Genomic DNA, 14,171 nt, shown 5'->3' with positions numbered 1-14,171 from the left:
AATATTTTGAACAGATAAACCCATTATATTCTCCTTAGTTAAGCAACTCTTTTTTCTGATTCAATAATTTTTATGTTTTGGTCGAGCTTATTTAAGTTATCTTCAGGATTCAACCACCAATCTACACTCCAAACTGAAATCGTTTCCCAGCCTAATCCCTTCAAGACAATTGGTCGAAGCTGATCCCGATCTCTTGCTGTTGCTGCTTGAGCATACCCTTCTCCATCAACAATGATACCTGCCAAGTAATTACCAGCTCTTTGATCATCCCTGATAGCTAGATCGACACCACTTTCACCATGCCCAACACTAAGATCAGCATTCCAACCAAGCTCTTGAAGCTTAAGTTGAAGATATTGTATAAACTCTTTTTTCATCTGCTTTTTCTTATGATCAACTTCACTCAAATGCAGTTGTCCATTTCGAGCAAAGATGAGGAAGTCTTTTAGATCTTTAACGCCTTCACTATTGGTACGTGCTAAATTAATTTCCTCAGGACTCAAGGCAGAGAAAACATGCAAACCCTGCCTAGCACGAGTAATTGCCACATTTAAACGCCGCTGTCCTCCTTGACGATTCAATGCACCAAAGTTCATTGATAACCGACCATCTTGATCTTTGGCATAGGTAATTGAGAAGATAATAATATCCCTTTCATCACCTTGTACATTCTCTAAATTTTTCACAAAGAGCGGTTCAATACCAGCTTTGCTAAGCGCTTCTAATTCAGGATATTTTGCCAATTCATTATCGAGTAAATCCTCAATTAACTTCTGTTGTGTCATATTGAAGGTGACAACACCAAGAGTTAAAGGGCTATTTTGACCAAGCTGTGATTTCAGATGATGAATAATAAACTCTACAATTGCTTTAGCTTCACCTAAATTTGTACGCGTATCACCTTTATCATAAACTCCATCGACCATATGCAACTGTATCGCTGTATCTTTCGCTACAGGTGCAGGAAATGTAAATAACCCACCTTTGTAGTATTTATGATTACTAAATTGAATCAGACTTTCATAGCGACTGCGATAATGCCAATTTAAAGCTAGCTCTGGTAATTGAGCAGCAAGACATTCATCCAAAATGCTTTCTAAATCCTCAGTTATTTCCTCATCAACTTCCTCATCCGAATCACCTTTTCCGAAAAAGCTTGTCGGAGGCATTTGTTTATTATCACCTACAACAATGGACTGTTTTCCTCTTGCGAGTGCCCCAATTGCGTCCCAAACTGGAATTTGTGATGCTTCATCAAAAATTACTACATCGAACTTTGCTTGAGTATCAAGATATTGAGCGACCGATAAAGGACTCATAAGCAAGCATGGCTTAAGTCCAACAAGTACATCTGGAATCTGTCTCATCAGTTCACGAACTGGTAAATGTCGACGCTTTTTGCCTAATTCCTTATTTAGTAAAGTCCATTGCACCTTATATTTATCTTGCTCACTAAAAATCTTATTCCAACGGTGAATGATTTCCTGACTCGCTGCTAACTGGTGCGCTCTATCTTGTTCTGCAAAAGACTGTATTTTTTGCTCATGCTCATCACTATTAAACTGATTAAGCTCAGGATGTTTACTAAATTGATAGACAATCCACTGTCGAGCTAAGTTTATATTTAACATTTTTAAAGCCGTATCAGGATCTCTTTCCTCCTTCAACAATTCAAGAGCCAAAGGCTTGAGGCCTTCTTTAAATAACCTATTCTTAATAACTTGCCAATTCAGCCAATTTCGCCAAGATTTATTTGAACGTTGCAACTGTTGCTGTCTGAAAAGAATATCCTCAAAGTCAATATCTCCATATGAGGTACGTTCTTTGTCAGGCTGTAATTGATGATCATTAAGCAACTTATCCAACAAAACTTCCAATTGTTGTACATGAGAAGATAGCTCATCCAAACTATGGGTTTTACTAAATTCCAGCGCTTTGAATAAAGTTGCTTTATCCTCTAGATTACTAGCAATAATTCTTTTAAATTCTTGCCACTGATTGAAAGCATCTTCAAATGTTTGCCAAGGTGTATTTTCACCTTGCCAATACTCCCCGAATTGATTCGAGCATTGATTTTCTATTTCAGAGAATTCTCTTTGTTGCTTTTGAATCTGCTGTAAAATTGGCAGATCATGAGCAACTGCAAGTGCTGTAAGGCGATTCGAATTGACTTGATATATTTTCATCAGGTTTCTAAGCTGAAACTTAGCAAACCATGAAAATGGAAAAATCTTAGACTCAGCTTCACGCCATTTAAACATCAGCTGATCTAATTCTACCTTATATATTTCATCATTATATTGCCCTACAAGTTTAGAACGTTGCCCATTCAGGTCTTCAACTAAATTCTTACAACGACGAATGGTATTAAGATCAACCTCCTTAATATACCCAAGCAGTTTTAGATCAGTGCGCTGAACTAAACCTACAATTGAATGAAACACCTTAAAATATTTTTTGATTTCATTTAAGTTTGCTTTTTGAGTGAAGCCAAAAGCTTCATTCCATTCATGTATTAAGTTATTTACATTGTTGACTTGAATCCCAATCTGATCTTGTACATGCTGATACTCTTCTTGCCATGCTAATGTCCAGACTTGTTCAGATAAACCCTCACCAAAGCCTTCTAGCTCTTCGACCATATTTGAAGACACTAATTGACGTTGATTCACAGCCTGTACAACAATTTGATTTAACTCTTCACGCTTTTCAGCTGTTAAATTGGCAATATCAATATCAGGCAAGCGTAAGGTTAGCGTTTCACGATAACGCAACTCATCACTCATCGCAGTATATAGACTCCAGCCTATCTGATGCTGGCTATGTAAATTTTTTACATGTAGGTTTAATTCATCACGGGTTTGGACTAATCGATCAGAAAGTTTTTTCCAGTCTGTATTTTTAGCTTGATTGGTGAGAAAGTACGGATCGTTATTTTTTTGAGCACGTTCTCTTAACTGATCTAAAACTTCCATCTTTTGAGCTTTTGATGAGTGCAACTGCAAACAAAGCTCACTAAGCCCAACCTGAGTTAGTCGTCTATATACTACATCTAAAGCAGCCATTTTTTCCGATACAAAAAGTACAGACTTCCCATCCGCTAAACATTGAGAAATCATGTTGGTAATGGTCTGAGATTTACCTGTTCCCGGTGGCCCTGATAAGACAAAAGTTCTACCTAAAGCTGCTGACATCACTGCAGACAGCTGAGATGAGTCGGATGACAGAGGAGTAAATAACTGTTGAGGTTGATAAGCTTGATCAAGTTTCTCTGACTGAGGAAACTCATCTTGCTTAATGAAAGGCTCTCTTGGCGTTTCAATCAGATGATTGACGACTGGCTGATTTTTTAATTCTTCTAGACGTGTATTTAGATCTAGCCACATTAAGTATTTTGAAAATGAGAATTGCCCTATAGCAGCCTCAGCTTTTACTTCCCACCCTGCAATATTGACAATAGCTTTACGTACAATATGCAAAATTTTATTTACATCTAGACCAGCATCATCCGTTGGCAATGGATTTAGCCCTGCTATATCGAGCTCAAAATCCTGTCTTAATAGCTGTAACAGCGTGGCATTAAAACGAGGCTCATCATCATACATAAATAACCGATACCCAGTTTTTGCAGTTTCACGCGTAATTTGCACAGGTATCAATAATAATGGTGCTCTGTAAGTTTTTTTAGAGCGCTCCGACTCTTTCCATTCAAGAAAACCAATTGCAAGAAATAAAGTATTCGCTCCACCTTCTTCTAATGCTGTTCGTGACGCTCGATATACTTCGATTAAACGTTTTTCTAATACTTGGGTCTCAAGTGGGCTAAATAATAACTTTCTAGATAGATTCTCATCTACATACTGATTGATATGCTTTTTTTCATTATCTCGTTGAACATCTTTCAGTGAAATACTATCTACACTTTTAAACAGAAACCCTTCTTGGTTTGCTAATGCATCTTCTAAGTTTGCTAACGTCATTTCTGAACAGTGCAAAGGTATGCTATAGCGATTATCTTTAAAATTTAATAACTTATTACGAAGACTTAAATCTAACAACCTTCTCAACCAGCGATCAACACGTGTCGTTTTTGTTTCAACAGGTTGATCAACTTCATATACAGGAATTGATGCTGCACTCCATTCGATCTCAGAGTGATCCAAATGGTTTTTCTTTTCGTGGTGAATAGAGAGCGGTTTAATACCACGTAAGCGAGATTGCCGCACATCAATTGCAAGATAAAATTTATGTTGACGGGTTTCATCTTTAATATATTGTTTAGCAGTTTCGAGTGCAGCAGTAAATTTAGCTTGTTGGGTGAGCAATGTGGTCTCTATGAAGACCACCTCGCCAAGATCGTATCTTTTTCTTAATGATTGGATATCATCTATGATGAGATCTACATTAGGAGTTTCATTCAACCATACCCCTAGGTAAGAATGTCCTTCTTCAACCACAATTAATGTATCAAGACCAACTTGCTCAGCTAATGCACTAAACAATAATGTGGTATCTAAACAGCACGCCAATTTCTCATCAAAAATTTGTTTTGGTAGGCGTATGCGCTGTCCTGATTTAATAAAACTTGCTGGGTTTACGATGTAATGAAGGTTTTGCTGAAGTAGAGCTTCCCATATAGCCTGTAACTGCGATACAACAGAATCTCTGTCACGATCCTGATATCCATTTAATGATCCTGCATTATTACTTTTTAATATTTCACTTGCACTGACTAAAACAGGGCTGAGAGCAGTAGCATTTGGCTGTGAGAAACTGGCAAGGAGCTCAATAGGCTGGCGTTCACCGCCCCATGTGTCAACTGTCAGCAAATCAATCTCAATCACTTTATCATCCAAAATTTGATCTTGATCTGTCAACCAGATAATTTCGATTTGCCCTTTTAAATTCTCAGGTAGTTCTTGTAAAAACTGAATATCAAAAACAAGTTTCGGCTTTTCTAGTGCTAATGTTTGATCCGCATCCAAATAAGCAATATTAATCACATGTTCTTTAAAATATTCAGGATTCGACCTAATAATAATGCGGGAGCTAGAGAGTACCTCTTTCGAAGATACGAGAATTTCTCGAATCAGAGCAACCGAATTCTGCTGTAAAACTAGGTTCAACGCTGAAGTAGAATCGATCTGCATGGAATATTTTTTAATATCCTGTTGTGCTTCTTTTTCCACCACTACCACCCTATCATTTCAAAAATATTAAAATATTGATTTTTAATAAATATTTAATTTATAATAATTAAAATTTACTAATAACTAATTAATAATCATAAGTTATTGTTATTCTTAATACAAATAATCTATTTACTTATATTTTTAGAGACTAGTGTAGGTGGGGATTCTGAGGTGGTGGCAATTGAACTCACCCCAAATACCTAATGCAATCTAGCCATTATAAAAATTGAAGTACTAGATTTTAACCCCAATTTACCCCGTGTTAAAAAGGCAGTGGCTAATATCACTGCCTTTTATTTCACATACTTCAAACCATACTACTATCTTCAACTTCTAAATCATCTAGCTCATCTTCACTTAAAATAACTGAAGACAATCCACTTTGATCCTCTAATACAAATACTCTCTCTTTAAATCTTTGCTTTAATACTTTTCTTCTAGCATTATAAAAATCCTCAAAACATGTAAAACTTAGAGAGACAGAATCATCAATGAGTAAATCTCTACTTGTAAAACCACATGTATTATTATTAATCCACACATCTAAAGACTGATCACTTTTTGAAAGATTTAATGAATCATTTAGCAAATGCAAGTTTGAAATAGAGTTCCAATGATTAGGATTCAAGTAGAATTTCCTCTGCTCATCTGTATGATTTATTAAATTTCCTATATTTTTTTTAGTGAAATTTGCTTTTGGATGTAAGTGGTCAATATGAAAATTTTCTGTTGCTTTTAGCTCAGGAAATAATAGATGTAAAACTGTTCTACAACGAGCTTCTCCATATTGGATATTTAATATATTTTCTATATATACATCATCAAATCTTAAATCTTTATTTGTTGCTTCATAAGCTTTTATAATTTGACTGAGAGGAAACAAAGGCTCTGACATATTAGATTTTATAACTTTTCGCATACTTGAAATAATAGAATCAGCTTGCCCGCCGAAGATGCCTTTGAGCAATACCATATAAAACCATTGACTAATTTTTTCTCTTTGCTCAGTTTGTTTCGATAAATCATTAATTGTTAAATATAATGGATTCCCATTTTGATCATGCTTATGGTATAAGTAATAACAAATTGGTATCACAGCATTTTTAGATGTTAAAGATTGTGAGTTTACTCCAAATTTTCTAACTAACTTAAATGTTTCTTTTATACAATCTTTAATATTATCCCATTGAGTTTGTATTTCTTGAACTCTTTCAGCAGTAAAATTTTTTACTTTAAAGCGGACATCTTCATCAATGAGCATTAATGCTGTTTTTAATATCCAGTCCCGTTCGATATAAAACCCCAAATCTTGGGACTGATAAATCCAGTTTGTGAGATTTTCTATTTCTTTTCTAAAATCACCATTCCAATTTGCCACAGCAATAGACATTAATAAATCAGAAAAAGCTAGTTTTGTACCACCACTATTTGTCCGAATAAAAACATCTAACACATGATCAACCTCTTGACTTTTTTCATTAAAATAATGAATTAATTGCTCTTTATGAATGGCCATATATAACTTCAAAAGAGTTTCCGAAGCAAAACTATTTGTCGATAAATTTCTACGTGCTAACTCAGGAAAAACAACTTTTAATATTGCATCAGCCAAATCTACATTTGGCATATTTAATACATCATGTAGACATAACCATTTTTTTATATGTGCCTGATCCAATTGCTTAAATTGAACATCAGTTAAAAACTTAAAATTATAATACATCATAGATTCTTCATTATCTAAAGGCTGAGATAAATCTAAATATAATTTACGAGATGGCAATATAGTTTCATCATAAGCTGTTGGCCACCAAACTCTAGGTTGCTTATAAGCATAAGTACTACATAGACCAATATACAATGATGTCAATCTTTGCTGACCATCAATAATTGCCTTAAAATTCTTACTGCTCGCATTAATTTCGATGTGAGGATTTTCCTCATTAAATCTTTGACAATATCTTGTTAAAAACTCATAAAATTTATAGTTTTTCTTAATATCTTCATCAGTAATTTCCCACATCATAAATGAGTTTATTGGATATCCTCTAAGGATTGAATCAAATAACTGACAAATTTGATTACTTGTCCAAACAAATTTTCTTTGAATCGCTGGCAATAAAAAATCATTCGTTTGAATAGCATTTACAGCTTCTTTTATTGTTAATGGCTTTTCATATAGTCCTGACATCATTACCCCTAAATATAGCATCCAATTAACGAATTTAATTAAAAAAATAATCATAAAAAATACTCCAGCTTAAAGCTGGAGTATTTTTTTCAACATCTGTCCAAGATAAACTGTACCATTGCCTACCATAAATAAGACATTCTTTTCAGCAAATTCTTCCTCAGAAAGAGTATTATTCAGAATATCTCTCATTGGTGTAATAGATAAAATAAAACTATTTAATGTTAAGTCAGAATGTTCAAGCTTAACCTCAATATTTTTGATCTCTTTATAGAACTCAATTTTAGCATCGTCATGATTCATATTTCTGATGCCTTTAGGATCAACTAAAGTTAAATATTGTTGCCCTGTTTGTTTATTCACTAACCACAATAAAAAGTCAGGGTAAAAATTACCAGCTAAAGCAAAACCCAATCCACGATACTTATTATCAGCATTACGCAACAAATAGAGTTCATAATCTTTCAAAACATCATTAGCATCTGGTGTATTGATAAAAGCTTGTAAATCTAAAACAAACTTTACTTCACTACTTTGTGTATGACTCGTATAGTCAAACAACATTGGCGACCATGTAAACGGAAGACTTTCATCCTTTTTATCCAATAATGGATAAAACAGGTGACGATCGAATGTAATTGCTCTGAAACTTCCATCTTCCTTCCAAGGCACCAATTTTTCAACATCACCTTTACTAACCAATTCTTTCAATGTTTCTAATCGGTCAAATACTTCTTGAGCTTCATTATTTTTACCTTCTTTCGCTGTAAGCGTATATTGCTCACAAATTTGCACAGGTAAATCTTTATCATCTAAGCTAAATTCCGTCACTTCATAAAACTGCCCTTCATAGGCATTTTTAATCGCATGATAGAACTTATCCATATAAGATTGTAAAAGCTCCGTTAGAATAGCTTGCTGTTTTTTAATTCCACCTACATCACTAGATAATTCTGATCTATCAATCAAAAGCTTATACCAGTCTTCCATAGATGATTTGATACGTCTTAAACAAAACTCCTGTAAATCATCAACATTCAATTGTAGGTTGCTATATCCACGCTGGAACTTATATTGCTGAAGTTTCAAATAAATTTCATCAAAATCAAACATACACATGATTTTAGGTGAAATCTCATGCTCTTGACGCTTGTCTTTAACATCTGTTTGACGCTTTGACTTATCGGTATGAAAGGCTTGCAAGCGAGGATACAAATCCAAAACGACAAAAGGTTTTTTGATTTTACCTTCGTATTGTTTTGGAATTTTAAACATCGAGAGCTTTAACTGAGCCTTAAAACCATTGGCTTGATTATCTTTATAGCCATCTTTCAAGGTCAGCGTTTTTAAACGAGGCGCTTTAATTTTATTTGTTGGAAAATCTAAAGTGACTAAATCCTGATTCAGAATAATGCCTTCATCATTCAAGTAGTCACGGAATTTTTCCATATAGTCAGCACGTAAACCAAAAATATTAATAGTTTGCATTAAGTCTAAATGCATACCTTTATATTCAGCCTTACTATAGATTTCTCTCGGTGTTCTTTTTAAAGAAAAATTCTCACCTTTTAATCGCACACCACGACCAAAGAGCTGAATAATCTGTGCACCTTCACCTGTCCCCATGTTCAATAATCCCATGGTAGAGACACGCCAACTACTCCACCCCTCGGTAAACTTACGAGAACCAATGAGAAGATGTGTTTCACTATCATCATTATTTAATGTCGGAAATAATGACTCCGCAAAATCATCAGTACGTGCATTTAGATAATGCGTTTTACTAGATTCTTCACAATTATCGTATAAGCCTTTTTCATCACCCACATTAATAACAGCAAAAGGCGTACTTTCCCCCACCTGTAAACGCAACTCACCTTTATTCGCCGTAATACGTACTACATTCAAACGTTGATTGGTTGTAGCGTTAAAAAAACTTTTTAAAATATCTTGATAAAGATCAGTTACATTTTGACCGTGTAAAGGTGCAAATCGATTTGCAAAAATATTGATACCTTTGGTATCGACCAAACGAGATGTATTGGTAATCAAATCATTGAGCCAACCAATCACCTTGCTCTTACGAGAAGCATCTAAAAAGTCAGCCAAGAATTTCACAATGGCTAAAATATCAGAATCATCATCATTGACTTTATTTCCAACAAATACCCACAGTGGTTTTTCAATATTAAATTTAGCCAGCTTTGCCTGATTCTTTTTAAATAGATATTGCTGTTGATAGAAAGATAGTAAACAAGCTGTAAGATAAAGATTACGCTCATCATCTTCATGATATTCTTTCATGTTCAGAATATTGACTTCTTTACCATAGCCATCTGCATAGAAATATTTGTACGAATAATCGAATAAAATACTTTTAGCATATACCTCTCGAAGCGCTTCCCGACGATATTTTTGCTGTTCCAAATCATCAAGCTGAATATTTTTTTTCTGTTCTTCGGTTAGCTTATTAATAGCCACACCATACAGCATTTTGGCTTTCTGTTTTTTGGCATCTTCAAAGCGTTTATAGACGTTGTCTGCCTTACTCACGGCTTGACCAAAGGTAGCCGAGTATTCAAAACTAAAGCCATCTTTAGTGAGAATATCTCGACGTTCCATCCAAGCACCTGCACTACTACTCGTACCACGGTGTCCTTCATCGATCAGAACAAGATTCTTTCCTTCCAAGCTCATGGTCGCAACGGTTTTATCACCGTCGGTATCACTCAGTTTATTCATATCGATGATTTGAATTTCATCACGATACAAGCTATTACGACTCTTTTGTTTATCGAACAAAGTTGCTTGAAAACCTGAGTCAGTGAGTTCTCGCAAATGCTGTTCACTCAAACCTTCATTCGGTGTAAGTAAAATGATTTGGTCTGGATAAGTGCTATCGCCATTTTGATTTTGGAAATAATCCAAATACTGCAAAATATTGACATGCATAAGCAGTGTTTTACCACTGCCCGTTGCATTCCAATAACCAATTTTATTTAGGTCTTCAGGTAAATATTGCTGAAATTGATCTGCATCAATTTTCTGATCATCATTATATTGTTCAAGTTCAACATTCAGCTCATTGAGCATGACAGCTTGATGATTAAAATATTGATCTAAATACAGTTCTGTAAAAAGCAATGAAAGGTATTGAAAATATTTTAGGTTTAAAACATGCCCTTCTATTTCATTACGTTGTTCCGTGATTTTTTGCCAGTGCTTCACAATGTTTAAGTCATAGCGACGTAGAACATCGATATCTACAACTTGCTTATTAAACAAGGTATTGCTGATCACACTAAAGAATTTCGTTTGCCCTGCATTATCACCTTCATACTCGATCCCCTCAAACTGAGGATAATCAAGCTGTTGTTTCATGCCTTCCAAACGATTCGGATTAAACTTCGACCACAACCATTTATTTAAAATCAATTGCTCGTGGAAATTGACTTTAACCGCTTTCGTTTTTGCTTGAGGAGCTTTTGCCACAGTACATTACTCCTCAAACATATTCTTTAAGAAGGTTTGTTCAATTGAACGGACTTTGAGTTGCTTTTCCTCACCCTCTTTACTGATGTATTTACTTGCAACATTGTGATCGCCATTGATATAAATCAATTGGTACTCACCATCGTTTGGATTAATTTTAAGTTTTGCCAGTAATTGATCGAGTTCTGCATAGCCAATTTTGTCGCAATCACGCCATAGAACAGTCGTGTACTCACCTGTACGTAATTTACCTGTGATTTGTACATATCCTTTGTCTAACTGATAATCTGCTTCTTGAACATTCATTCCAATGAGATAGTTAAAGGTTTCAACCAAGTCAATATTTTTACGTTCAAACGCACCAGCGCTATCCGTGGTGATATTCATTTGATAGCTAAATGGTTTGAGGAAGTCTTTAACATTCAGTAATGAATCTTTGCTTTCTAGCTCAAGCATATAGTGCATGAGATAGTCACTGTAAGCATTTTGATCTTCAGGCTTGGTTGATGTTTGTTGCTCGGCTAAAAGTGTCTGTTGAGCACCTTTACGCACCAACTCTAAGTTATTGAGCGTATCTTCATAACTTTCGAGTTTCATCACTTTTAAGCAATGGCTGATACCAGACTCAGGATTGGTTGGATTACCATCTTTCCAGTCTGCTGAATACACTACTTTTTGAATACGTGGCTTAATGACGGTATCAAAATATTCGCCTTGTTCCACAAGGATATATTTACGACTACCTCGGTCTTCACGATTTAAGGCAATAGTGGCATGAGCTGTTGTACCTGAACCAGCAAAGAAGTCCAGAATATTACTATTTTCTAACTTAGCTCCGCTTGTTCTTAAACAATCTAAAACTAAGTCATGGGCTTTAGCAAAATCAAAAGATTTCTCACCAAATAAATTTTTGAGTTCTAACGCTCCATAATTAGAAGATGCGTAAGTAGATTTATCCCACCAAGTTATTGGTAATGCTGTTACATCCATTCTAATTTTAAAATCTATTGAAATCTTATTATCCTGATCTCTGCGAATTCTATATTCTTCAAGTTCTGTTCCAACTCGTTGGTTACCTCTTTGCCAATTTTTTTGTATAATTTTTCCATCCTTATTAACATCAGGAAAAACAATAGTTTCGTTTGGTAGGGGTTGCTCAAGTAATACGTATTGCCCCTCCAAATCAGACCATTCCATTTTAGGAACTCTAATTTGATCATTATCACTAACAAAAATTGGGTAATAAAGTTTAGGACGATCTTCTCTTTTATCATTATTTCCAGATCTAATAAAGTTTGCCCACGAGAAACGTCCTTTGCTATCTTCTTTCGGATATCGTGCTAAAGATTTCTCACTTTTATCTAAACTAAGTGGCACAGTATTTTCTGATTTAGCATAAAACAAAGCATATTCATGTGCTGGTGCAAATTTACCTTTCGTCTTTCGTCCTGCTGGATTAGATCGAACTGGTGCCACTCCTATCTGCTTTATAAAAAATTCTTCTGCAATAGAGCGCAATTCACTGACTTGCTCATCATCAATTGCTAAACAAATAATACCTGTTTGATTTAATAAGTCCTTAGCTTTTTCAACTCTGTTATGCATTAAAGTTGCCCAAGAACTTTTCTTGAAACCATTTTTATATAAAATAGCAGATGCATCAGTATTATAAGGTGGATCAATATAAATACTATTTAATCGAGAATAGTATTTCTCTGCTAGTAAATTGATTCCTTGAAAATTATCGCTATTAATGATCAACCCATCTGTTTGGGCATCCAAATCATCAATTTTTTGTAAAAGCTTCGCTTTAAACTCAATACTGAATAATGACGTATCCACCATCAAAGCTTGGTGCTGTTTTAAATAATCAATCGTTCCCCAAACTGCATCTGTGCCTTTAAAACCTAAATCATCCCATTGTTGCCACTGCGCTGTATTTTCTGCAATTTCAGCATACAAGGACTCATCCACTCGGTCTAAAGTAATACAATACTCAGCACTAACGACAAACTTTTTCTTTAGCCACAACTTTTTCTGAAAATCTTCAAGCGACGCTAAAAAGCTAATGATTTCTAAACCAATTTGACGTAAACACTTGATAATACTGAGTTGGCGTTCAATCTGAATAAATTGATCAGTACTCACCACATCATCTAAATGCATTACTTCATTTTTAATATAAAAATCAAGCTCATGACGCAAAAATCTACCTAAGTCTTTATGAATAAAATAATCTGCTGTATTTTTTTGCGTATAGGTACTCAAGTGCTTTTGCAACACTGTACGCTTTGGTTCTTTTTCTGTCGGTGCAAGTTGTACTAAATCATTTAGCCAGTCAGCAGTTAAAACATCTGCACTCACAATTTTGTTATACGATTCCGTATTTAGTGTTTCTTGCTTAGAGCCTTTAGGTAAGGTTGCATATTCAAAAAGAATAGTCAGTTCATTATTTTGAATAGAGAACGGAACGATTGTTTCCTCAAACTCTTCACCTTCTTCATCTACACGAATGAAAGTCTTTGGTTCTGTCACAATAATAAAACGACGGTCTTTGTCGTTATCTTTACGGTTTTCACGCGCTGTATCTGCGCTCACCAAACGGAATAAAACTGAACGCTCATCATTCAACTTAAAACGATAGTTGCTAAACATCTCACCAGACTTGGTGTAGTACTGGTCTTTGTTTGCCCAATGCAACATGACTTCCTCACCAGAGTAAGGAATAGCATAGGTATCACCCTTATAACGACGTTGGCTAATAAAATCTCCATCATCATAATAACGACTAAAGAATGTCAACAAATGGCTATACACTTGTGACTGATCTGTCATTTGATGTGCATCAGCTTGGGTTAGAGCAATATATTTTTGACCTAATGCGCTTTCAATTGCTTCAGCATCAATAAGTTGCCCTTGCTCATTAAACGCACGTTTACCAAATTCTGCTTTCAGCTCAGCCTCTAATTCTTTTATGGCATTTTCATCCAGACCTGACTTTGCTTCACCAAGATATTGTTCTACTTTGGTTTTTAAACGCTTATCCAAAAACTCTGAAATTTCTGCACTACGTGCATTTAAAATACGATAAACTCCAAAATCCAAATCAGGACGATTGATTTGAAAAATCTCTTTGAGTTTAGAAACAAGTGCAGAAAACTGAGTACTCATGAATATTTCCTATTTTTCAAAACCTTATGATAAATAGGTTCTGGTGAAACGAATTAAAATTGCTTAGGCAAAATTAACTGATAAGGATACTAGAAATAACTTTGAATATAAAAAAAATTTGTAGA

The 14,171-nt window shown here is 34.8% G+C and carries 4 protein-coding genes; all 4 read right to left on the bottom strand.

Features of this window, described 5'->3' with window-relative positions; all coding sequences use genetic code 11:
• Nucleotides 1-38: 38 nt before the first annotated feature.
• Entirely contained in the window at nt 39-5,150 is a 5,112-nt protein-coding gene (locus B9T31_RS05080; RefSeq protein WP_086181078.1) for a DUF4011 domain-containing protein, read from the bottom strand.
• A gap of 349 nt (nt 5,151-5,499) precedes the next feature.
• A complete protein-coding gene (locus B9T31_RS05075; RefSeq protein WP_086181077.1) occupies nt 5,500-7,383 on the bottom strand; it encodes a DUF262 domain-containing protein in 1,884 nt (627 codons plus the stop codon).
• A gap of 69 nt (nt 7,384-7,452) precedes the next feature.
• The gene (locus tag B9T31_RS05070) at nt 7,453-10,875 is read right to left on the bottom strand and encodes a DEAD/DEAH box helicase family protein (protein WP_086180879.1); all 3,423 of its coding nucleotides are present in this window, start codon (nt 10,873-10,875) and stop codon (nt 7,453-7,455) included.
• A gap of 6 nt (nt 10,876-10,881) precedes the next feature.
• Nucleotides 10,882-14,046 (bottom strand): site-specific DNA-methyltransferase, encoded by a 3,165-nt coding sequence (locus B9T31_RS05065; protein ID WP_086180878.1) that lies wholly within the window; start codon nt 14,044-14,046, stop codon nt 10,882-10,884.
• Nucleotides 14,047-14,171: the final 125 nt, after the last annotated feature.

Origin of the sequence: Acinetobacter sp. ANC 4558, assembly GCF_002135375.1 — a bacterium.
Classification (GTDB): domain Bacteria; phylum Pseudomonadota; class Gammaproteobacteria; order Pseudomonadales; family Moraxellaceae; genus Acinetobacter.
The sequence above is the reverse complement of the archived record's forward strand: the minus strand, read 5'-3'. Positions and strand labels throughout refer to the sequence as shown.